Genomic DNA, 21,057 nt, shown 5'->3' with positions numbered 1-21,057 from the left:
GGTGCAACATGAAGATAGCCATTACCGGAAAAGGGGGAGTGGGAAAAACCACTCTGGCCGGTTTGCTGGCCCGAAGCCTGGCCGCGGACAATCTGCGGGTTTTGGCGGTGGACGCCGATCCCGACGCCAATCTGGCGGCGGCGGTGGGGGTCCGTGCCGGGTCGCCACAACCCTTACCCTTCTCCAAACTAACCGAATTGGCCAAATCCCGCACCGGCGCGGACCAGAACAGTGGTGGTTTGTTTAAGCTCAACCCCAGAGTGGACGACCTGCCGCAACAGTTCTGGTTGGAGCATCAGGGGGTACGGGTATTGAAAATGGGCACCGTCGACCACGCCGGCAGCGGCTGCGTTTGTCCTGAGCACACATTGGTGCGCAGCCTGATGCGGCACTTGCTGCTGGATAGGGATGAGGTGGTGATCATGGATATGGAGGCGGGCATTGAGCACCTGGGACGGGGGACCGCCGATGCGGTGGATCTGCTGGTGGTGGTGGTGGAACCCGGTAGCCGCAGTGTGCAGACCGCCTTGCAGGTAGAGCAGCTGGCACAGCAATTGGCCATCGCCCGGGTCGGGTTTGTGGCCAGCAAGGTGGGCGGGCCAGAGGATCTGGCGTTTATTCGTCGGGCTCTGGGGGAACAGCGAACCTTGTTGGGTCAGCTGAGCTGGAGTGATGCCTTGCGTCGCGCCGATAAGGCCGCCCAATCCCCGTTTGATTTTTCCGGCCCCTTTATTGATGAAGTCAACGCCATCAAGCGGGCGTTACTGGAGCGGATGCCGACGCACGAGGAGGCCGGTCATGTGTAACGTCAGCGTGGTGCTGGTGACCCCGACGGCGGCCGAAACCATCGACGAGGTCACCGGCATCGAAGTGCACGGAGAGACTCTGGTCGTTAATACCTTCTTTGCCTCTCCCAGGTACCTGTCAGGGTATCGGCTGGTGAGTGCCGACTTTCTTAAAGGTCAGATATTGCTCGAGAAGCGAGAGCAATCAGGAGACAACCATGAGTAATGAACGGCAAATTTTGCTGCAAAAAATGCAACGACTGCTGCCCCACTGGCAACAGCACAATGACGATCACATCGGTGAAATGGAGCGGTGGCGCGAACAGTTGCTTGCTCAGGAACTGACCGAGCTGGCCCAATCGATTGCCGATGTGGTGATCCAGATGAAAACCACCGGCCAGCGCCTGGAGCGGGCTCAGGAAAAAGTGACCACTTACACCGGCGAGGAAGCCTAGTCGGCCCAGGGGGCAGAGGAGAGTCAGTCATGTGTAATAACTGTGGGTGCAATGTGACGTCGGGTAATCGCCACTTGCTGGAGGCGGGCGGCAAACTGGAGCACAGCCAGGGACGGCGAACCATTCAGGTTCTGGAGGGCCTGTTGGACGAAAACGATCATCAGGCGATGCACAACCGCGAGCATCTGGATCAGCATCAGGTGGTGGCCATCAATCTGATGTCTTCACCGGGCAGCGGTAAAACCCGGCTTCTGGAGGCGTGTCTGCCGAAGCTGGCACAGAGGGGCATTCGGGTTGGGGTGATCGAAGGGGATCTGGAGACGGAGAACGACGCGGCCCGAATTCGTAAGCATGGGGTGCCTGTACTGCAGATCACTACTGGCATGGCTTGCCATCTGGACGCTCATATGGTGCATAACGCCCTGCATTATCTGCCGTTGTCGGAGCTGGATTTGGTGTTTATTGAGAACGTGGGCAACCTGGTGTGCCCTGCCAGTTTCGATCTGGGGCAGCATCAGGATGTGGTGTTGCTGTCGGTTACCGAGGGGGACGACAAACCCTGTAAGTACCCGGTGATGTTTCGCAGCGCCGATCGGGTGCTGATCACCAAGATCGATCTGCTGGCCCACTTCGACGACTTTGATGCCAGTCTGGCCCAGGCCAACCTGGCGCAGCTGGGGCTGGCGCAGCCGGCGTGGCAGGTGTCGGCAAAAACCGAACAGGGGTTGGAAGACTGGTTGGCGTGGTTGGCGGAATTAGTGGAAAGATAGGGTAAATAATCGGCAATTAAATAAGCGCTCAGTCATTATTGCTTGAGTGCTTGCTGTGCTGCCTAAAATAAGGCTTGTTGGTGTTCTTTATAGTCTTTTTTTGTTTATTTATTCTTGGTTTTATTTTGTTGATCTTGGTCACGAATGGGCATTGAGTACTGAACGATAAGACTTATTTAGACTCGATATTAATACGACTTGTTATTAAGAAATGAATTATGACTGTTATTGAATCCATCACTCTGATGTTTGGCCTGGTATTTTCTCTGAGCCTGCTCTATTGGAGTAACCAGAAGTGGGGACTGGTGTTAACCGCGGCCTTAATGGTGACCGCGTTAGTGCTCACCCTGTACTGGCCGTTGTTGTTGGGGGCGGCGGTGGCCTTATTGGCCCTGGCCGCGCTGCACCATTGGCGACCGGAAATTGCCCGGGGGCAGGGACGGGAGAATGGTCTAAGGGACTGGGTGCATCATTTGATGTCACTGGCGATGTTGCTGGTTGGGGTTCAGTATGTGGTGTATTACAGCTTGCTGGGCCAGGGATTGGAAACCGGTCTGGGGCGCCCGGATGTGGTGGATGCGTTTTTGCCGATTGCCGGTGGCATTGAGTTAAAAGCCATCATCATGCTGAATCTGTGGGACCAAAATCACCCGGCGGCGGCAGTCATGTTGACCTCGGTATTATTGAGCGGGTTAATTTGCAAGCGTGCTTTTTGCGGTTGGATTTGTCCGTTGGGCCTGGCTGGTAAATATTTATACGATTTAAGGGTACGTTTTATCAAAGGGGCTTATTTGGCGCCAAAATGGCTGGATTGGCCGTTGAGAATGCTGAAATACCTTTTATTGCTGGGGTTGTTTTACATCGTTATTGGTATGCCGGCAGATTCTTTGCCCTATTACCTCAATGGCAATTATCAAAAGATAGCCGACCTTAAGATGGGATTGTTTTTCGCCAACCCCAGTGTGCTCGCCATGGTGGTTATCGCGGTGATTCTTGGTTTGGCTGCCTGGCAGCAGCAGGCGTTTTGTCGCTACTTGTGCCCCTACGGCGCATTGCTGGGGCTGTTGAGTTTCCTGAGTCCGTTTAAGGTTCGTCGGGACACTGCCCACTGCTTGATTCAGTCTAAGGGAATGAAGTGCGATAAATGCACCCGGGCCTGTCCGGCACGAATCCAGGTGCATACCGAGAACACCGTTCGCTCCGATGAGTGCCAGGCCTGCATGCGTTGTGTGGCGGCCTGTCCTAAGAAAAAGGCGCTGCAGGTCTCGACCCGCTGGGGACAAACCCTGTCGGCTCGGGGGGTGCTCATTATGTTGTTGTTATTGATGTTTGCTGTGCCTCTGGTGGCCTATGTGGGTGGTTTCTGGCACAGCCAGGTGACCGATGCGACCCGAATAGAGCTGATGAAATACATCCATCAGATCGGCCACTGATCCCAATCGTTTATTGAGTGCCTCTGTGTGAGCCTTGCCTGAGTCCCGTGAAGGGGCTCGGGCTTTTTTTGTTATTGGCGGTCGACAAATGGCTCTGAAGTAAAAGCGTGATGGGTGCAACGCTTAGGCAACATACCGCTGCGGCTGTCGGCTCGCTGACAGAAATCCCCGTCGCCATACCGGACACTGGCCCTACAGCATTGTTGCTTGGATGAGGATTGCTATGGGTGAGTTATCGGTGTGGGCCTGGGGAGGGGCCGCGCTGTTATTAATCGGTGAGTTATGGGCCTGGATGCACTACCGCAACCTGGGTAAGTTGCTGCTGTTTTCTACCATCGCCGAGATGGGGTATCTGGGGCTGGGCCTGGGGCTGGGCACCACCCTGGGGGAGACCGGCGCCTGGTTCCACCTGTCGCTGCAGTTGGTGATGCGGTTGTTGGTGATCGTGGCGGCATGGCGGCTGATACGCCGCGCTGGCAGCGCCGAATTGACCGACGTGGCCAAGGTGGCGCCACAGTTGCCGCTGACCCGATTATTGCTGGGCTTTGGCTTGTTCTCGGTCATGGGGCTGTCGCCGTTCAAGGGAGCGTTCAGCAAGTTTATTATTCTGTATTCGGCGGTGGATCAGGGCCACTGGGCTGTGGCTTTAACCGCGACGCTGGCCAGTGTGGTGGCGGCGGTGTACACCATCACCGTGATTCAGGCCCTGTGCTTTGGACAGCAATCGGACGGTCAGCGCTGGCGGGAGTGGGCGTTTGGCAGCCGTACCTGGCTGCTGATGGTCGCTCTGGCGGCACTGACGGTGCTGCTGAGCCTGGATCCCGAGCCTTTGTTACACGGGATTGGGCAGTCTCTGGGACTGACCGCGGCCGATGGCCTGCCGACGTTTGAAACCCCCTGGCACCCATTGGTGTTGCTGCCCTACCTGAGTGGTTTTGGTCTCTATCTGTTTGGCCATTTTAGCCACCGGCTGCGAGACTGGCTGGCTCAGGGCATAGCGGCGCTGACCCTGGTGCTGGTGTGGAATCAGACCGACCTTGATGGTTTGTCCTGGCTGTTTGCGGTGCTGTTTGCCCTGGTGATGCTGATGGTGGTGGTGTACTCCGCCGCTTATATGAAGCAGCAGGCGCACAGCAATCGCTACTACTTTTTCTTGATGCTGATGCTGGGGTCATTGCTCGGGGTGGCGACGGCCGACAACTTGGGCAACTTCTACCTGTTCTGGGAGCTGATGACCTGGACCTCGTATCTGCTGGTGATCCACCCACAGAGCGATTCTGCCCTGCGCGCCGGCAGAAAGTACTTCCTGATGTGCGCCAGTGGCGCCTATGTGATGCATTTTGGCATTTTGCTGCTGCATGCTCAGGTCGGCAGTTTTGAGTTTGCGGCGATCTCGGCCGGGGTGTCGCAGCTGTCGCCTTCGGTGGCCTGGGTCGCCCTGGGGTGTTTCATGCTGGGACTGGGGGTTAAGGCTGGCCTGTGGCCCCTGCACAGTTGGTTGCCCGATGCCCACCCGGTGGCACCGTCCTCGATTTCGGCGCCGATGTCGGCGATTCTCACTAAGGCGGGACTGTTTGGTCTGCTGAAACTGGGCATGATGGTGTTTGGCACCGCGACCCTGATGGAGATGGGGCGGATCGGTGACTGGAGTGTGTTTGGTCTGCTGTTGAGTCTGCTTGGGGTCATTACCCTGTTGTATGGCGAAATCATGGCGCTCAGGCAGGACAACCTGAAACGGATGCTGGCTTATTCCACCTTGGCTCAGGTGGGGGAGATTGCCGCCATCCTCGGGCTGGGAACCTATTTGAGCCTGGTGGGCGGGCTGGCGCACCTGGCCAATCATGCCCTGTTTAAGAGTCTGCTGTTTCTGGCCGCCGGCGCCTTTATCTATCGCACCGGCAGTAAGCAGCTGTCGGAGCTGGCGGGTGTGGCGCGGCAGATGCCGGTGACCGGCCTGTGTATGGCCGTGGGTCTGTTGGCGATCATGGGGTTGCCGCCGTTTAGCGGTTTCTTCAGTAAATTTATGATGATCTATGCCGCCGTTGCCGCCGGCCAGTTGCTGCTGCCGGCGACGATTCTGCTGGGCAGCCTCATCGGTGCCGTGTATTACCTGCGCCTGTTTCGGGTGCTGTATTTCCAGAAGGGGAGTGCCAGGGTGAGCGACGCTCCGGCATCGATGTTGCTGGCTCTGGTGGTGCTGGCGACCCTGGTGCTGTTGGGGGGGCTGTTCCCGGATGCGGTCCTGAACTGGGTGCGTCCGGCGGCGGCGCTGCTGGTGCCACCGCCGGGCAACGTCAGTGTGCCGACGCTCACCATGGCCTGGCCATTGAGTGCCCTGTTTGCCTGTGGCGGAGCCATCGTGGTGTACCTGATGGGCCGTTGGCAGTTGCCTGGCAGCCGCTGGGCCGCCCTGGGAGTGATGGCCCTGGCGCTGGCCAGCGTGTTGCTGGAGTCGCAGCGCTATGACCTGTTGTCCTGGTGGTTTGCGATATTGATTACCGCCATGGGGTTGGCGAATCTGTGTTACGCCAAGGGCTACATGGCCCACAGCCACAGCCCGCACCGGTTCAGCTTCTTTTTCCTGATGATGATCGGCGGCCTGCTGGGGGTCACCGCCAGTGAGGATCTGTTTAACTTCTTTGCCTTCTGGGAGCTGATGAGCAGCTGGACGCTGTATTTCGTCATCATTCATGAGGAGAGCGAGGAAGCCCTGGGCGAAGGCTTCAAGTACTTCCTGTTTAATCTGGTGGGAGCCAGTGCCCTGTTCCTGGGGGTGGTGATGTTGACCGCCTACAGCGGTTCATTCAGCTTCGAGGCGCTTCAGGCCGCCACCGCCTTTATGCCGGTCTCCTGGCTGGCGCTGGCTCTGGTGTTGGTGATGGCCGGGTTGTTGATGAAGGCGGCTCAACTGCCGCTGCGCATCGATGTGCAGATGCACCCACCGACGGCACCGACGCCGGTCAGTGGATACATTTCGGCGGTGCTGTTGAAAAGCGGTCCTTATGGGGTGTTGAAGTTCCTTACCGCTTTGGGCGTCACCACGCTGACCGCCCGTTTGGGGGGCATTGCCGAGCTGCCCTGGCTGGCGTATGGCGTGGCGGTGATCGCGGCAGTAACCCTGCTCTATGCCGGGGCCATGGCCATGGTTCAAACCGGGATAAAGCGGCTGCTGATCTACAGCACCGTCAGTCAACTGGGGTACGTGCTGCTCGGCATCGCCCTGCTGTCGCCCCTGGGGCTGGCCGGTGGCTTGATGCATTTCGTAAACCACATGCTATTAAAAAACATGTTGTTTATGGCCGCAGGGGTGATTTTGGCCCAGGCCCATCTGGAGAGCCTGGACGACCTCGGTGGCCTGGGGCGGCGGATGCCGGTGACCTTTGGGGTATTCCTGTTTGCCGGCCTGTCTCTGTCCGGGGTGCCGCCGCTGAATGGATTCGCGTCGAAATGGCTGATCTATCAGGCCAGCTTTCAGTCCGGGCATTACCTGCTGGGCCTGGCGGCGCTGATGTCGAGTCTGTTTACCCTGGCGGCGGTACTGAAGTTCGCCCATGTGGCCTTTATGGGCCAGCTCAACCCCAAGGTGGCCCACCTCAAGGAGGCGGACTGGTCCATGCGCCTGCCGATGCTGGCGTTGATGGCCGTAAGCCTGATCGTCGGTGCGTTTCCCGGCATGGTGCTGGTGCCGGTGGCGGCGGTCATCGACTCCCTGGGGATGGCAAGCATCAGCGTCAGCTGGCTTGGCGGTCTGCCGGGCAATGGCGGCTGGCACCCTGCGACCCTGACGCTGGCAATGGCGCTGTTGGCCTGGGGCTGTTGGGGCTTCTATCGCCTCAGTAACCCTCAGCGGCAGCGGGTGCATCTGCACGCCTGCGGGGTTGAGGACATCGATGCCGCACAGGCTCACCTGCCGGCCTCCAGCCTGTATGAGTCCCCCAAGGCGCTGATCCGCGCCATCACACGAACCAAACCATCTCAAGGAGTGAACCATGAGTGAGTTGTTGGCCTTGTTGTCACCCCTGTGGGTATTGCCGCTGGGGATGGGCGCCTTGTTCGTCGGGCTGCTGTTTAAAGGGGTAGATCGGATTGTGGTGGCGCGTCTGCAGCGGCGCATCGGCCCACCGCTGCTGCAGCCTTTTTATGACATTGCCAAGTTGATGCAAAAGCGATCCATGGTACCGGAGCAGGCGATGACCGGGCTGTTTCTGTACCTGCCGGCGGCCGGTGTCTGCGCCATGATGGTGGCCGTCGCCCTGGTGCCCATTCCCGGCATGTATCAGCCGCCGCAGGCGCTGGGGGACTTGCTGGTGTTGCTGTATCTGCTGGCGGTGCCGGCCATTGTCATCATGTTGGCCGGCTCCGCGTCCGGCTCGACCTTCGGTGCCATCGGCTTCTCCCGTGAGATGTCGTTGATGCTGGCGTACGAAGGCCCGTTGCTGTTGGTGCTGATCAGCGTGGCCATTCGTACCGGCGCGGGTCTGGGTGAGCCGATCAGCCTGTCGCTGAATGAGGTGGTGGCCTGGCAACAGGGCCACGGCGCCTACATTACCGACCCGTTGATGTGGCCAGCCCTGCTGGCGTTTCTGAGCGTGATACCGGCCAACCTGGGGGTGGCCCCGTTCGATATTCCTGAGGCGGAGTCGGAGATTCTTGAAGGCCCCTTGCTGGAGTATTCCGGACCGGCACTGGCGATGTTCAAGTTGATGTCGACCCTGAAAACCATGTTGGTGCTGAGCCTGGGGGTGGTGATGTTCTGGCCGTCCGTGGGGGAGGGGCTGTGGCCGCTGTTGACGCACCTGCTCAAATGTCTGGGCCTGTTTCTGGTGGCCAAGACGGCGCTGCGGGCGTCGGTGGGAAGAATGCGGATGGATCAGGCGTTTATTTTTTATTTCAAATGGCCGGAGCTGCTCGGGGTGCTGAGTTTGATTCTGGTGGTGGCCGCCGCATGAGCGAGAGGTATCTATGAAACTGTTTTCCAACACGGCGGTACGCTCGCCCTGGTTGTACCGCATTAATGCCGGTTCCTGCAACGGCTGTGACGTGGAGTTGGCAACTACCGCCTGCATTCCCCGCTACGACGTGGAGCGTCTCGGCTGCCAGTATTGCGGCAGTCCCAAGCACGCCGACATTGTGCTGATCACCGGGCCGTTGACCGCCCGGGTTAAAGACAAGGTCTTGCGGGTGTACGCCGAAATTCCCGATCCCAAGGTGACGGTGGCGGTGGGGATCTGTCCCATCTCCGGTGGGGTGTTCCGCGACAGCTATGCCATCGAAGGGCCTATCGATCGCTATTTCGATGTGGACGTCAATGTGCCCGGCTGTCCGCCGCGGCCGCAGGCGATCATCGAAGGCATTGCCCAGGCGATTGAAATCTGGAAAACCCGGCTATAGGAGGTCCCATGGGAATTGTAAAACTGCTGTTTCGAAATCTGCTCAAAGGGCCGTCCACGGATCCCTTTCCCTTCGGCGACACCTTTACGCCGAAGGCACTGCGGGGCCGCATCGAGTTTGATGCCAGTCGTTGCACTGGCTGTCGCATGTGTGAGTACGTGTGTGCCGGTGGCGCCATCCGTTTTCAGGAGACCGATGCGGGCTTGAAGTTTCACCTGTGGCACAACAGCTGCGCCTTTTGTGGCCTGTGCGAGCACTACTGTGTCCCCGGCGCGATTCGAATGACTCAGGACTGGCACCTGGCGCACCCGCAGCAGGAGAAGTACACCATGGTGGAGCAGGGCGTGGTGCGGCGCCTGCCTTGTGAAGGCTGTCAGGTGGCGATGGTTCCTACCACCGAGCGCCTGATTGGCCGGGCGTATGCCGGTTCCAACGCCGCCATTGAATCCCTGTCCCGCTTATGTCCGGACTGCCGGCGCCAACGCTCGGCTCGGCAGTTGACCAAAGGAGAATTGCTATGACCCCGATGTTCCAAAGTGTGGCCGCCAGCCTGGGTAACAGCCTCAGACAACCGGTCGACTGGTCCCAGAGCACCAACGGCAAAGGTGTGACTGTGGCCTGGTGCCGACTGAGTGATGCGGCGCAGATTCTGCCCATGGCACGCTTGATCAAGGTGTTGGGCGGGCGGCTCAGCACCATCACTGCCTACCAGATTAAGCAGCAGCCCGATGGGCTGGAGATTGCCTATCACTTCGATCTGGATGGCGATACCCTGACCGCCACAGTGACGGTGGCCGCCGCGCCTCGCACCATCCCGTCTCTGACCGGTGTATTTCGCAATGCCGATTGGAACGAACGCGAATTTATGGAGCTGTATCAGATCGAGGTGACCGGTCACCCGAATCCTCGGCGCCTGTTCATCGATGAAAACATCGACCCGGCGGTGCTGCAACGTTTCATCCCCTACTCCGACCTGGTTAACGCCGCCAGCACCAAGGCGTTGTGGGAGAAAATCATGATCACCAAGGGAGACGCGCAATGAGCAGCTATAAGGTACCTGTGGGCCCATTGCATGTGGCCCTGGAAGAGCCGATGTACTTCAAGGTTGAGGTGGAGGGGGAAACCATCAAGGGCATCGACATTACCGCCGGTCATGTGCATCGAGGCCTGGAGTATCTGGCGGTAAAGCGAAACTTCTATCAGAACATCACCCTGACCGAACGTTTGTGTTCCCTGTGCTCCAACAGTCACCCCACCACCTACTGCATGGCCCTGGAAACCATTGGCGGCATCGAGGTGCCGCTGCGGGCCCAGTACCTGAGGGTGATTGCCGATGAGGTTAAGCGGGTGGCGTCGAACCTGTTCAATGTGGGGATCATGGCCCACATCATCGGCTTTGATTCCCTGTTTATGCACGTGCTGGAAACCCGGGAGGTGATGCAGGACGTTAAGGAGACCGTGTATGGAAACCGCATGGATCTTGGCGCCAACTGCATAGGTGGGGTGAAATACAACCTGGATGCCGACAAAGTGGCGTACCTGATTGATAAGGTTCAGGGAATGATACCGGCAGTGGAGGAGATCAAGGCGTTGTATGACAGCGACCATTTCATTGTGTCGCGGACCCAGGGGGTTGGTGTGCTGACTCTGGAGGACGTAAAGGACTACGGTCTGGTGGGGCCGGTGGCCCGGGCTTCCGGTCTGGCCTACGACGTTCGGGTTCAGGCCAGTTACGCCATCTATGACCAGTTGGACATGGAGATTCAGACCCGCAGCGGTGGCGATGTGTGGTCTCGGGCCATGGTTCGTATCGATGAGGTGTTGGTGGCACTGGATTTGATTTTGCAATGTTTGGCCAAGCTGCCTCAGGGGCCCATTGCCATCACGGCCCTGCCCAGCATTCCCGCCGGAGAAGCCATCGCAAAAAGTGAAGCGCCCCGGGGCGAGTTAATTTATTATCTGCGCACCGACGGCAGTGACAAACCGGAGCGCCTGAAATGGCGGGTACCCAGCTACCCCAACTGGGATGCACTGCAGACCATGATGGCGGGGGAGAAGATCGCCGATGTGCCGTTAATGGTGAACAGCATCGACCCCTGTATCTCATGCACAGAACGATAGTCCGTCGTCGAACGCGGTGGCAGCCCGCTGCCCCGCCAAGCGGTTAACGGCCCAGATCCCATAAAGGGCGAATACAGGAGTGCGGTGGTGCAATCGAAAATGAGACTGTCCAAGTTCAATATGATTGAGCTGTTAAAGGCGCCTCAATACAAAGGTTTTCTTTCCGGCTTTCAGGCTCGTCAGTTTGCCCGCGGCAACCTGGTGAGCTCGCCGGACCAGCAAAGCAATGAGGTCTTCATTGTGGTGTCCGGGCGATTGCGGATCTTCCTCTCCTATGAGGGGAAAGAGTTTACCTTGTGCTTTCTGGAGCCCGGGGATCTGTTCAGTACCCATACCCGGGTGATGATAGAGGCCTGTAAGGAGGCCACTATCATGGCTATCAGTGTGGCGCGGTTTCGTGAAGAGGTGGTTCGCTTTCCCGAAGTGTCGCTGGTGATGACCGGGATCCTCGGTCAGGTGTTGGGGGGGACTCTGGATGTCATCGAGGGGATCATGTTCCACGATGTCCGCTACCGGTTGGTGGAGTTTTTGTTATCTCTGGCGGACGAACAGGGCAAGCAAACCGAAGCGGGCACCGAGTTTGAATGTGACCTCAACATGGAGGAGATCTCCCTGCTGATCGGCACCACCAGACAGACCGCGTCGTCGCTGCTCAATACCTTGATTAAAGATGGCCATCTGGTTCGGTTAGGCCGCGGCCGTTATCGAGTGCCTGAGCCAGATGTGCTTAGGGGCCTGCTGGAAGGCGATGACGACTGAAGTGAAAAAAAAAACCGGCTCATTGAGCCGGTTTTTTATTGTTCAGGAAGCGAATTAGTGGGCCATGGCCACGTTTGCCTGGGCCGCAGCAGGGCGCTTGAGCTCGCCGATGGGCATGATGGTGCGACCATACTCGCCGTTGATGATGGTGGCCATCGCCAGGTAAACGGCGCTGGCACCACAGAGGATACCTTCAAAGCCGGCGATGGTGCCGATCAGGGCACTGCCGGTGAAATCGCGGGCCGCCAGCAGGAAGAACAGCACGGTCAGGCTGCCGAAGATAAACTGCTTGGCGCGAGGGTAGTTGGCCAGGGTAGCAATGAACATAAAGCCGGTAAACAGGCCCCACAAGCTCAGGTACCAGCCCATGAAGTGGTGCGGGCTGCCAGCCACGCCGATCTCCATGTTAGGCATCAGAATCAGGCCCACCAGGGTCAGCCAGAAAGAGCCGTAGGAAGTAAAGGCCGTGGTACCAAAAGTATTGCCATTGCGGTACTCCATAATGCCGGCAATGATCTGGGCGATGCCACCAAAGAAGATACCCATAGCAAGAATCATGCTATCGATAGGGAAATATCCTGCGTTGTGGATGTTAAGCAGGATAGTGGTCATGCCGAACCCCATCAGCCCCAGTGGAGCCGGGTTTGCAATCTTTTGTGTCATGAGTTTACCTAAACTGTGTTAATAAATTGTGGCGCAAACGCCTGAATTAAGGGCGGATTATAAAATGGTCATTTGATTTTTCGATGTGACAGGGGTCACGGCTGAACGAGCAAATTGAGGGGAGTCTCAAAACTTTGAATTCCATTCGCCCTCTCTTTTTTGGCTTGTGATCCAGATCCCAGTTTCTCCGTTGGAAATTCACTGGGCAGGGTGGCAAGAAAAAAATAGGTCGAACACGTTAATAAAATAGGAATTATTATTATTTGACGTGCAAAACGGCGAGCTAGGTCAAGGATTTTTGCATTTCCTTGTGTATACTTGACTGTAAATGAAATCAATTCCCATTTAGATACAGGTAGCACAATGGTTTTATCGGAGTTGGGGTTAGGACAAAGCGCAAGTGTGAAACGTTTGGGTGATCAGAGCATGCCTCTGACCCTGAAGCGTCGCTTGATGGCATTGGGCTTCACGACAGGCAGTGAAGTCCAGATGGTACGTTCGGCACCGCTGGGTGGCGCAGTACAACTTAAAGTTCGGGGTGCAAGCTTGTGCCTGAACAATCGTCTGGCTGCGCAGATTCACGTAGAGGGATAACGAATGACTACTATGCGTTGTGTTGCTGTCGGTAATCCGAACTCCGGCAAATCAACCCTGTTTAACGCTCTGACGGGCAATGATGTGTCCGTGGGCAACTGGGCCGGTGTGACGGTCGATAAAAAGGTCGGTAAGCTGGATCTGGACGGCGTTGCGGTGGAGATCACCGATCTGCCTGGTCTGTATGATCTGGAAGCGACCGATGGTGAAGGCTTTATTGATGAGAAGATCAGCCGTGATTACCTGTTAGGTAATGACGTTGATCTGTTGATCAATGTGGTGGATGTGTCTCAGTTGGAGCGCAACCTGTACCTGACCACCCAACTGCGTGAGCTCAATGTGCCCATGCTGCTGGTACTCAACAAAGGCGACGTCACCGATCGTCGAGGTGTCGAAGTAGACGCTCAGGCTCTGTCTGCCAGACTGGGTTGCAAAGTGATCCAGATCAGTGCCAAGAATGAACAGGGTCCCAAACTGGTAAAACAGGCGATGGCCGAGATGGCCGCGAAGCCCGCCGCCGAGGTGTTGTCTATTGGTATCGACGCCGCCATCGAGCAGGAGTTGACCCAACTCGACAACGTTCGTGCCCGCGCCATCGGCAAGTTGTTGTCCCAGAGCGATGCCGACGCCCAGCAGGCATACAACAAGCTGGTTGCTGCGGATCTGAGTCCGGCGGAGCACATCGCCGATCGCCGTTACCAGTTTATTGGTGAGCTGGTCGGCGAGACGGTATCCCAACCCAGCATCTACCAGTCGGTGACCGAGAAGCTGGACAAGTACGCCCTCAGCCCGATGACCGGCGTGCCGATCTTCCTGGGTATGATGTATCTGACCTTCATGTTCGCCATCAACGTCGGCGCGGCCTTCATCGATTTCTTCGACATCGTCGCCGGAGCCATTTTTGTGGATGGTACCGCGCTGCTGATGGGCAATGCCGGCCTGCCGGACTGGATGTCGGCCATTGTGTCTGACGGTGTGGGCGCCGGTATTCAGACCGTTGCGACCTTCATTCCGGTTGTGGCTTTCCTGTACATCGCATTGAGTATTCTGGAAGTCTCCGGTTATCTGGCCCGCGCCGGTTTCGTTATCGAAGGCGTGATGCAGAAGATCGGTTTGCCTGGTAAGGCGTTTGTGCCTCTTATCGTCGGTTTCGGTTGTAACGTACCGGCGGTGACCGCTACCCGCTCCCTGGATACCAAGCGCGAGCGTATCGTGACCGCCATGATGGCCCCGTTCATGTCCTGTGGTGCCCGTCTGCCGGTGTACGCCCTGTTTGTGGCGGCGTTCTTCCCGGATAACGGCCAGAACCTGGTGTTTGTGCTGTATCTGGTGGGCATCGTTGCTGCGGTCCTGACCGGCCTGTTGCTGCGCCATACCCTGCTGCCGGGTCAGGCAAGCCAGGGCTTTATGGAGCTGCCGGATTATGAGATGCCAACCCTGCGGGCCATTGGCCGTCGCACCTGGCAGCGTACCAAGCAGTTCGTGCTGGGCGCCGGTAAAACCATCGTGATTGTGGTAACCATCCTCAGCTTCTTCAACTCCATGGGTACCGATGGCAGCTTTGGTAACCAGGACTCGGAAAACTCCGTGTTGTCCGCCGCCTCCCAGGTAGTGACGCCGCTGTTTGATCCCATGGGCATTAAAGAAGACAACTGGCCGGCGACGGTCGGGGTGATCACCGGTATCTTCGCCAAGGAAGCCGTAGTCGGTACCTTGAACAGCCTCTACAGCCAGGGTGCTGAAGAAGAGGGCGGTGAATACAGCCTGCTGGGCGCCGTGAACGAAGGTCTGGCGACCATTCCTGAGAACCTGTTTGGTATTGCCTGGGACGATCCTCTGGGCCTGAACATCGGTGATGCCCAGGATACCGCCGCCATGGGCGAAGAGTTTGGCTTTGAAGCCGCGACCCTGAGCAACCTGGCAGCCGGCTTTGAAACCCGCGCCGCGGCCTTTGCTTACCTGCTGTTCATCTTGCTGTACACCCCTTGTGCTGCGGTTCTGGGTGCCATGGCCGGTGAATTTGGCAGCCGCTGGACCGCATTCAGCGCGGTGTACACCTTTGTTCTGGCTTACGCCACCGCGACCCTGTTCTATCAGGCGTCCCGACTGGCGATTGAGCCGGCCCACGCCCTGTTCCACATCGGTACCATCGTGGTACTGGTTGTGGCCGGTATCGCTTACCTGCGTCGACTCGGTAAGAAGAGCCAGATGGGTGTCGGAGACATTCCTGTGGCCATCAAAGAGTAATTCAGGGATGCGGACGGCGAACGCGCCGTCCCATCAAGACTGATGCGAAAGGCAACCCTCAGGGGTTGCCTTTTTTGTCTCGTCGAGAGCGCCACGAACCCAGAGCCGAGGCCGGTAACGCTCGGTTCGGACGGGCTTTAGGCGATCTGTCGGGCGGTTGAGGGCAATTGTTGGCCGAAAAGCCAAAAAAGTCACCTTCGGGGCCAGTTTTGGGTCTTGCTCCGACCCCCATGATAGTGGATCATAGTCCCCTTATACGTTTTATTTGCAGTTAGTCGAGGGCAACCATGACCCAGCCGGACAACGACGTTCGTCCAAGCAACTTTATTCGCAATATCATTGATGCCGATCTGGCCTCGGGTAAACACTCTGCTGTCCAGACCCGTTTCCCGCCAGAGCCCAACGGCTATCTTCATATTGGTCATGCCAAGTCCATCTGCCTGAATTTTGGCATTGCCAAGGACTACCAGGGACTGTGTAATCTGCGTTTTGATGACACTAACCCGGAAAAGGAAGACGTCGAATACGTCGAGTCCATCAAGCAGGACGTGCAGTGGCTGGGGTTCCAGTGGCACGGTGACATCCACTACTCTTCAGATTATTTTGAGCTGCTGTACGGCTATGCCGTTGAGCTGATCAATAAAGGCCTGGCTTACGTGGATGAACTGACTCCGGAGCAGATTCGTGAGTACCGCGGTACCCTGACCCAGGCCGGTAAGCCGAGCCCATACCGGGATCGCAGCCCGCAAGAGAACCTGGCGCTGTTTGAAAAGATGCGTGCCGGTGAGTTTAAAGAGGGCACCATCTGCCTGCGGGCCAAGATCGACATGGCGTCCTCCTTTATGGTGATGCGGGATCCGGTGCTGTACCGGGTTAAATTTGCCCACCACCACCAGACCGGCGACAAGTGGTGTATCTACCCGATGTACGACTTTACCCACTGCATCTCCGATGCCCTGGAGGGGATCACCCACTCCCTGTGTACCCTGGAGTTTCAGGATAACCGTCGCTTGTATGACTGGGTGCTGGAGAACATCAGCATTGAGTGTCAGCCTCGCCAGTATGAGTTCAGCCGTCTGAACCTGGAATACACCGTCATGTCCAAGCGTAAGCTGAATCAGCTGGTGACCGACAAGTTGGTGGATGGCTGGAATGACCCACGCATGCCAACCATCTCCGGCCTGCGTCGCCGCGGCTATACACCGGCGTCGATTCGGGAGTTTTGCCAACGTATCGGCGTGACCAAGCAGGAGAATACCATCGAGATGGGATCCCTGGAGTCTTGTGTGCGCGACGATCTGAACGTAAATGCCCCCCGGGCCATGGCGGTGCTGGATCCGGTTAAAGTGGTGCTGGAAAACTACCCGGCCGATAAGGTGGAGGTGCTGAACGTGGCCAACCACCCTTCAGACGAGTCCATGGGCAGCCGTGAAGTGCCGTTCAGCCGTGAAGTGTGGATTGAGCGTGAAGACTTCCGCGAAGAAGCCAATAAGAAGTTTAAGCGCCTGGTACTGGGTAAAAAAGTGCGTCTGCGCGGTGCCTACGTGTTGACTGCAGAGCGCGTCGACAAAGACGACAATGGCGACGTGACCACCATCTACTGTTCCGTTGATCTGGACAGCCTGGGCGTAGATCCTGCCGATGGCGTAAAGCCAAAAGGGGTGATTCACTGGGTGTCTGCCAGCGCCGGTCTGGAGGCAGAGTTCCGTTTGTACGATCGCCTGTTCACCGTGGAAAACCCTGGTGCGGCCGAGGAGTTCGAAACGGTACTGAACCCGGACTCCCTGGTGGTGAAACGCGGTTTTGTGGAAGCCAGCCTGAAAAACGCGGAGGCCGAACAGGCATTCCAGTTTGAGCGGGTGGGGTACTTCTGTGCCGATAGCGTCGACAGTCGCTCCGATGCACTGGTATTTAACCGTACCGTTGGTTTGCGTGACACCTGGGCTAAAATTAACGGTTAACGCTAGCAGGGCCCCTTGTGAGGGGCTTTGGTAAGCAGACACAAAAAAGCGGAGCCAAAGCTCCGCTTTTTTGTGTCTGTCGGTTACTGCAAGACTGCCAGTCTACTTAATGATCGCACTTGCCATCGGTACTGACGCCGTACAGGTATAAGCTGTGGTTGGTCAGTTTAATGTTGTGCTTCATGGCAATCTCATTTTGACGCTGCTCAATGGTCTCGTCACTGAATTCGATCACCTTGCCACAATCCAGGCAGACCAGATGGTCATGATGATGTTGGCTGGCCAATTCAAATACGGCTTTGCCGCTTTCGAAATGGTGACGAGTGACAATGCCGGCGTCGTCGAACTGGTTCAGGACGCGGTACACGGTGGCCAGTCCTATCTCCTCTCCTTGGTCCAGCAATAATTTATACAGGTCTTCGGCACTGATGTGCTGGTTGCCCGGGTGCTGCAACAGCTCAAGAATCTTAACCCGTGGCAGGGTGACTTTCAGGCCTGCTTTTTTTAGTGCTTGGTTTTCGTCCGTCATGGCAGTCTCTTGCATATAGTCAGAGGGGTCTGACATTTTGTAATTAGACCCATTATAGGTAGCTTGTCCGCAACATTAAACCTTCGATATTGCAAGGATTTGCGATTCGATGCTCATTGTGGCAAAAAATGAGCTCGATGCGATTGAAAATACGGCAAACTGAAAGTTAAGGCAAACGTCAAAAATCGATCGCCCTTGTCGAGAACGGCGGTTAAGATGGCTCAGGAGTGGAAAAATCAGGGATGGAAGGATGGCGATGAAGATAGTGGTGCTCACCGGAGCAGGCATCTCGGCGGAGTCAGGCTTGAAGACATTTCGTGCCGAAGATGGCTTGTGGGAGCAGCACAGTATCGAAGAGGTGGCTACGCCGGAGGGCTATGAGCGCAACCCCAGGTTGGTGAGGGAGTTCTACAACGCCCGTTGGCAGCAGCTGGGAAATGGCCAGGTTCAGCCCAATGCGGCCCATCGCGCCCTGGCTGAACTTGAGGCCAGAGAAGAGATTGATCTGACCCTGATCACCCAGAATATCGATAACCTCCATGAGAGGGCAGGCAGCCGCCGGGTGATTCATATGCACGGTGAGTTGGCCAAGGCGCGTTGCCCCCGCAGTCAGCAGGTGTTTCCGATGGTGATGCCATTTTCGGCCGATAATTGCTGCACCTGCTGCATTCCCGCAGAGATCCTACGTCCCCACGTGGTCTGGTTTGGCGAGATGCCATTGCAGCTGAACCAGATCTATCAGTCACTGTCCGAGTGCGACCTGTTTGTGGCGATAGGTACCTCCGGCACGGTCTACCCTGCCGCTGGCTTTGTCGATATGGCCAGCCAGAGCCACGCTCAGACCCTGGAGATCAACCTCGAGCCGTCTGAGGTTCAGAGTCAGTTCCAGTATCATCTGCGGGGCAAAGCCAGTGAGATGGTACCAAAAGTGGCACACTGCCTGGCCCGGAGCGCGCCGCTGACGGAGATACTGTAGAAACAAAAAAGGGCCATGAGGCCCTTTTTTTCTGATGGCAGTCGTTTATAGCAGGAAGCTGATGTCGCTGCCTGGTTGAATCTCTTCTTTTTGGGTTGTGCCCTCAAACAGATAACCAGACTTGTCACCCTTTAGCACCAGCGCATCGCCCTGGCGGAAAATGGCTGAGCCCTCACAGATGCCGACCACGGGAGATAACGGGTCGACGCAGGTGAACTCCTGCAGGCGCTGGGCCCGGGTTTCGCCGTTATGGCCTGGGGCCTGATAGTCACTGTAATGCGGGTTAATCTGGAAGGGAACCAAAGCCAGTGCATCGAAGCTCGGTGGTTCGATGATTGGCATGTCGTTGGTGGTGCGGATCGATTTACCGGCCACATTGGAGCCGGCACTCCAGCCCACATAAGGCATGCCGTTTTTAACCTTGTCGCGAATCGCGTCAATCAGGTTGTGGCGATACAGTTCATGCAGCAGGTGGAAGGTGTTGCCGCCACCGACCATGATACCGTCGACCTCGTCCAGGGCCGCCACCGGATCTGGACACTCGTGAGCACTGCATACCTGGCATCCCAGGGATCCTAAGGCTTCCGCAACCCGTTGCTGGTAGTCGTCGTAACTGATGCTGACTCCGGCATAGGGAATGAACAACCACCGGCTGCCTGGTTTTACCAGCTTTTCCAGCATGGGAAGGGCATGGCTCAGGTAGGGGGTGTCACCGACGCGGGAGCTGCTTAGCAATAACATTGATTGACTCATGGAGCGAATTCCTTATTTCACGCTATCCTCCTGATAATAAGGCTAAAATCGGCGGATGTCCCGAAGAAAAACAACAGGGTTAAAACTCTTTAGGGATCAAAAAGATAGGGCCAGATGCCAACTCGCCGCAGTTCGAATAGTATTTTGTTATATCATTATAGTCTAACTGTAGGATAATGCCGCATCTTGTGGTTGAAGAGTGTTGAAAGTGGCATATACTGTATTTCGAAGTGTGAATTGGTTTCCCAAACCACCAGAAAGCCACCGCCCCAAACGGTGGCTTTTTTTCCTCTGAATTTTGACTTCTCTCCCATCCTGGTTATCGCTGAGAGACCGGGCTCCTTATTGGCGGAGATCGGGAATTTCGAGGTGAGAGTCAGTTTTTTACTAAGAAAAATGTGACTTGAATCAGAGATATTTCGCCCCCATCTGTTGTCTATAGGATGACTCACCCCGTGTGGGCCATTGATGACGTGTCTTTTTTAGGAGAATAGATGAAACGCGTACTTTTGTTCCTGGCGACCAACCTGGCGGTGGTGCTGGTGTTGGGCATTGTTCTGACCCTGCTGACCTCGGCACTGGGCATTCAGCACAACAGCATCCCTTATATACTGGTGCTGGCGGCGGTGTTTGGCTTTGGTGGTTCGATTTTGTCGTTGCAGATGTCCAAGTGGGTGGCCAAGCGCTCCATGGGTCTGCAGGTGATCGAACAGCCCCGGGACGAAACCGAGACCTGGCTGATGGAAACTGTGGCGCGCCAGGCCCAGCAAGCAGGTATTAAGATGCCTGAAGTGGCGGTGTACTCCGCGCCGGAGATGAATGCGTTTGCCACCGGCCCCAGCCGCAACAACTCACTGGTCGCGGTCTCTACCGGCCTGATGTACGGTATGAACCGGGATGAGGTGGAAGCGGTTCTGGCCCACGAAGTGAGCCATGTTGCCAACGGCGACATGGTGACCATGGCTTTGATTCAGGGTGTGGTGAACACCTTTGTGATTTTCGCCGCCCGCTTGATTGCCGGTACCGTCAGTAACGTTTTGTCGTCCGGTGACGAAGAGGGCAGTGGTGAGGAAGCCAGCTACATGACTTACTTCCTGGTCTCCATGGTGCTGGAGATGGTGTTTGGCATTCTGGCGTCGTTCATTGTGATGTACTTCTCCCGTCAGCGTGAATTCCGCGCCGACGCCGGCGGTGCAGCCTTGGCGGGGCGGAATAAAATGATCGCAGCCCTGGAGCGCCTTCGCGGTGGCCAGGAGAGCCAGATGCCAGCCACCATGGCGGCTTTTGGCATCAGCGGTAAACGCAGTATGAGTGAACTGATGATGAGTCACCCGCCGCTTGAAAAGCGGATTGCTCAATTGCAAGCCAACGGTTAATACCGGGTTAGAGTAAAGAACAGGCAGCATTAGCTGCCTGTTTTCATTTTCTGAACTGAAGCCGAATCCTTTGTAAAATTAGGTGTCTAAGGCCAAGAATTGCGTTCTTTTTTGATCTGACCACCATTTTTCCACCCTTTCAACTGATAAAGTTAGCCCGCCTTTCAATTGCGTGGTTGATGGCGATCAACTAGGTTAATTGGGGATAAAAAAAAGGGGGCGGGTTTTTCACCGCCCTGATAGC

The 21,057-nt window shown here is 56.7% G+C and carries 20 protein-coding genes; 17 read left to right on the top strand and 3 right to left on the bottom strand.

All coding sequences use genetic code 11. The features are described 5' to 3' along the window. Positions 1–8 precede the first annotated feature (8 nt). From BLT77_RS08380 to BLT77_RS08325, 12 genes are all read left to right on the top strand, one after another. Positions 9–806: an ATP-binding protein gene (locus tag BLT77_RS08380; protein ID WP_090364669.1), complete on the top strand. Its 798-nt coding sequence runs from the start codon at positions 9–11 to the stop codon at positions 804–806. Then, entirely contained in the window at positions 799–1,011 is a 213-nt protein-coding gene (locus BLT77_RS08375) for a CooT family nickel-binding protein (protein ID WP_090364667.1), read from the top strand. Before BLT77_RS08380 ends, BLT77_RS08375 begins: the two co-directional genes overlap by 8 nt. Next, a complete protein-coding gene (locus tag BLT77_RS08370; RefSeq protein ID WP_090364665.1) occupies positions 1,004–1,240 on the top strand; it encodes a DUF8180 domain-containing protein in 237 nt (78 codons plus the stop codon). Before BLT77_RS08375 ends, BLT77_RS08370 begins: the two co-directional genes overlap by 8 nt. 29 nt (positions 1,241–1,269) lie before the next feature. Then, positions 1,270–2,010 (top strand): hydrogenase nickel incorporation protein HypB, encoded by a 741-nt coding sequence (gene hypB, locus BLT77_RS08365; RefSeq protein ID WP_090364663.1) that lies wholly within the window; start codon positions 1,270–1,272, stop codon positions 2,008–2,010. Between the two features lie 218 nt (positions 2,011–2,228). After that, positions 2,229–3,443 (top strand): 4Fe-4S binding protein, encoded by a 1,215-nt coding sequence (locus tag BLT77_RS08360; protein WP_090364661.1) that lies wholly within the window; start codon positions 2,229–2,231, stop codon positions 3,441–3,443. A gap of 223 nt (positions 3,444–3,666) precedes the next feature. Further along, the gene (locus BLT77_RS08355; RefSeq protein ID WP_090364660.1) at positions 3,667–7,440 is read left to right on the top strand and encodes a proton-conducting transporter transmembrane domain-containing protein; all 3,774 of its coding nucleotides are present in this window, start codon (positions 3,667–3,669) and stop codon (positions 7,438–7,440) included. Next, the gene (locus tag BLT77_RS08350; RefSeq protein WP_090364658.1) at positions 7,433–8,392 is read left to right on the top strand and encodes a respiratory chain complex I subunit 1 family protein; all 960 of its coding nucleotides are present in this window, start codon (positions 7,433–7,435) and stop codon (positions 8,390–8,392) included. The genes BLT77_RS08355 and BLT77_RS08350 overlap by 8 nt, the downstream gene beginning before the upstream one ends. A 13-nt stretch (positions 8,393–8,405) precedes the next feature. Continuing rightward, positions 8,406–8,834, top strand: coding sequence for an NADH-quinone oxidoreductase subunit B family protein (locus BLT77_RS08345; protein WP_028112270.1), 429 nt, complete (start codon positions 8,406–8,408; stop codon positions 8,832–8,834). 8 nt (positions 8,835–8,842) lie between these two features. After that, positions 8,843–9,355 carry a 4Fe-4S dicluster domain-containing protein gene (locus tag BLT77_RS08340; protein WP_090364656.1) on the top strand — a complete coding sequence of 171 codons (513 nt, stop codon included), beginning with the start codon at positions 8,843–8,845 and terminating at the stop codon, positions 9,353–9,355. Next, positions 9,352–9,876, top strand: coding sequence for an NADH-quinone oxidoreductase subunit C (locus tag BLT77_RS08335; protein WP_176819239.1), 525 nt, complete (start codon positions 9,352–9,354; stop codon positions 9,874–9,876). Before BLT77_RS08340 ends, BLT77_RS08335 begins: the two co-directional genes overlap by 4 nt. Next, positions 9,873–10,955 (top strand): hydrogenase large subunit, encoded by a 1,083-nt coding sequence (locus tag BLT77_RS08330; protein ID WP_090364652.1) that lies wholly within the window; start codon positions 9,873–9,875, stop codon positions 10,953–10,955. Before BLT77_RS08335 ends, BLT77_RS08330 begins: the two co-directional genes overlap by 4 nt. Before the next feature lie 87 nt (positions 10,956–11,042). Beyond that, a complete protein-coding gene (locus tag BLT77_RS08325; protein ID WP_090364650.1) occupies positions 11,043–11,714 on the top strand; it encodes a Crp/Fnr family transcriptional regulator in 672 nt (223 codons plus the stop codon). Between the two features lie 54 nt (positions 11,715–11,768). Here BLT77_RS08325 and BLT77_RS08320 read toward each other — a convergent pair whose 3' ends face one another. Beyond that, on the bottom strand, positions 11,769–12,377 hold the full coding sequence (locus tag BLT77_RS08320; protein ID WP_090364648.1) for an acetate uptake transporter: 609 nt from the start codon (positions 12,375–12,377) through the stop codon (positions 11,769–11,771). A gap of 363 nt (positions 12,378–12,740) precedes the next feature. Here BLT77_RS08320 and BLT77_RS08315 point away from each other — a divergent pair, with 363 nt between their 5' ends. The 3 genes from BLT77_RS08315 to glnS all read left to right on the top strand — a co-directional run bounded on the left by BLT77_RS08315 (position 12,741) and on the right by glnS (position 17,179). Next, the gene (locus tag BLT77_RS08315) at positions 12,741–12,971 is read left to right on the top strand and encodes a FeoA family protein (protein ID WP_090364646.1); all 231 of its coding nucleotides are present in this window, start codon (positions 12,741–12,743) and stop codon (positions 12,969–12,971) included. Between the two features lie 3 nt (positions 12,972–12,974). Further along, positions 12,975–15,218, top strand: coding sequence for a ferrous iron transport protein B (gene feoB, locus BLT77_RS08310; protein ID WP_245709899.1), 2,244 nt, complete (start codon positions 12,975–12,977; stop codon positions 15,216–15,218). Positions 15,219–15,505: 287 nt separating this feature from the next. Further along, positions 15,506–17,179: a glutamine--tRNA ligase gene (glnS, locus tag BLT77_RS08305; protein ID WP_090364642.1), complete on the top strand. Its 1,674-nt coding sequence runs from the start codon at positions 15,506–15,508 to the stop codon at positions 17,177–17,179. A 106-nt stretch (positions 17,180–17,285) separates the two neighbouring features. Here the strand turns inward: glnS and fur are convergent, their stop codons facing one another. Beyond that, positions 17,286–17,708 carry a ferric iron uptake transcriptional regulator gene (gene fur, locus BLT77_RS08300; protein ID WP_028112278.1) on the bottom strand — a complete coding sequence of 141 codons (423 nt, stop codon included), beginning with the start codon at positions 17,706–17,708 and terminating at the stop codon, positions 17,286–17,288. A 250-nt stretch (positions 17,709–17,958) separates the two neighbouring features. On the opposite strand from fur, the gene cobB reads away from it, so the two are divergent. After that, the gene (gene cobB, locus BLT77_RS08295) at positions 17,959–18,684 is read left to right on the top strand and encodes a Sir2 family NAD+-dependent deacetylase (RefSeq protein WP_090364640.1); all 726 of its coding nucleotides are present in this window, start codon (positions 17,959–17,961) and stop codon (positions 18,682–18,684) included. A gap of 45 nt (positions 18,685–18,729) precedes the next feature. On the opposite strand, the gene pepE is transcribed toward cobB, so the two are convergent. Further along, positions 18,730–19,437 carry a dipeptidase PepE gene (pepE, locus tag BLT77_RS08290; protein WP_090364638.1) on the bottom strand — a complete coding sequence of 236 codons (708 nt, stop codon included), beginning with the start codon at positions 19,435–19,437 and terminating at the stop codon, positions 18,730–18,732. A gap of 494 nt (positions 19,438–19,931) precedes the next feature. Here pepE and htpX point away from each other — a divergent pair, with 494 nt between their 5' ends. After that, positions 19,932–20,813: a protease HtpX gene (gene htpX / locus BLT77_RS08285; protein ID WP_090364636.1), complete on the top strand. Its 882-nt coding sequence runs from the start codon at positions 19,932–19,934 to the stop codon at positions 20,811–20,813. Positions 20,814–21,057 lie beyond the last annotated feature (244 nt).

This window comes from Ferrimonas sediminum, assembly GCF_900100175.1.
Taxonomy (GTDB): Bacteria; Pseudomonadota; Gammaproteobacteria; order Enterobacterales; family Shewanellaceae; genus Ferrimonas; species Ferrimonas sediminum.
Note: the sequence above shows the minus strand (reverse complement) of the source record. Positions and strands in the feature narration are given on the sequence as shown.

Coding starts and splice junctions, on each gene's coding strand:
- BLT77_RS08380 (WP_090364669.1), top strand. CDS start 9: ATGAAGATAGCCATTACCGGAAAAGGGGGAGTGGGAAAAACCACTCTG.
- BLT77_RS08375 (WP_090364667.1), top strand. CDS start 799: ATGTGTAACGTCAGCGTGGTGCTGGTGACCCCGACGGCGGCCGAAACC.
- BLT77_RS08370 (WP_090364665.1), top strand. CDS start 1,004: ATGAGTAATGAACGGCAAATTTTGCTGCAAAAAATGCAACGACTGCTG.
- hypB (WP_090364663.1), top strand. CDS start 1,270: ATGTGTAATAACTGTGGGTGCAATGTGACGTCGGGTAATCGCCACTTG.
- BLT77_RS08360 (WP_090364661.1), top strand. CDS start 2,229: ATGACTGTTATTGAATCCATCACTCTGATGTTTGGCCTGGTATTTTCT.
- BLT77_RS08355 (WP_090364660.1), top strand. CDS start 3,667: ATGGGTGAGTTATCGGTGTGGGCCTGGGGAGGGGCCGCGCTGTTATTA.
- BLT77_RS08350 (WP_090364658.1), top strand. CDS start 7,433: ATGAGTGAGTTGTTGGCCTTGTTGTCACCCCTGTGGGTATTGCCGCTG.
- BLT77_RS08345 (WP_028112270.1), top strand. CDS start 8,406: ATGAAACTGTTTTCCAACACGGCGGTACGCTCGCCCTGGTTGTACCGC.
- BLT77_RS08340 (WP_090364656.1), top strand. CDS start 8,843: ATGGGAATTGTAAAACTGCTGTTTCGAAATCTGCTCAAAGGGCCGTCC.
- BLT77_RS08335 (WP_176819239.1), top strand. CDS start 9,352: ATGACCCCGATGTTCCAAAGTGTGGCCGCCAGCCTGGGTAACAGCCTC.
- BLT77_RS08330 (WP_090364652.1), top strand. CDS start 9,873: ATGAGCAGCTATAAGGTACCTGTGGGCCCATTGCATGTGGCCCTGGAA.
- BLT77_RS08320 (WP_090364648.1), bottom strand. CDS start 12,377: ATGACACAAAAGATTGCAAACCCGGCTCCACTGGGGCTGATGGGGTTC.
- BLT77_RS08315 (WP_090364646.1), top strand. CDS start 12,741: ATGGTTTTATCGGAGTTGGGGTTAGGACAAAGCGCAAGTGTGAAACGT.
- feoB (WP_245709899.1), top strand. CDS start 12,975: ATGACTACTATGCGTTGTGTTGCTGTCGGTAATCCGAACTCCGGCAAA.
- glnS (WP_090364642.1), top strand. CDS start 15,506: ATGACCCAGCCGGACAACGACGTTCGTCCAAGCAACTTTATTCGCAAT.
- fur (WP_028112278.1), bottom strand. CDS start 17,708: ATGACGGACGAAAACCAAGCACTAAAAAAAGCAGGCCTGAAAGTCACC.
- cobB (WP_090364640.1), top strand. CDS start 17,959: ATGGCGATGAAGATAGTGGTGCTCACCGGAGCAGGCATCTCGGCGGAG.
- pepE (WP_090364638.1), bottom strand. CDS start 19,437: ATGAGTCAATCAATGTTATTGCTAAGCAGCTCCCGCGTCGGTGACACC.
- htpX (WP_090364636.1), top strand. CDS start 19,932: ATGAAACGCGTACTTTTGTTCCTGGCGACCAACCTGGCGGTGGTGCTG.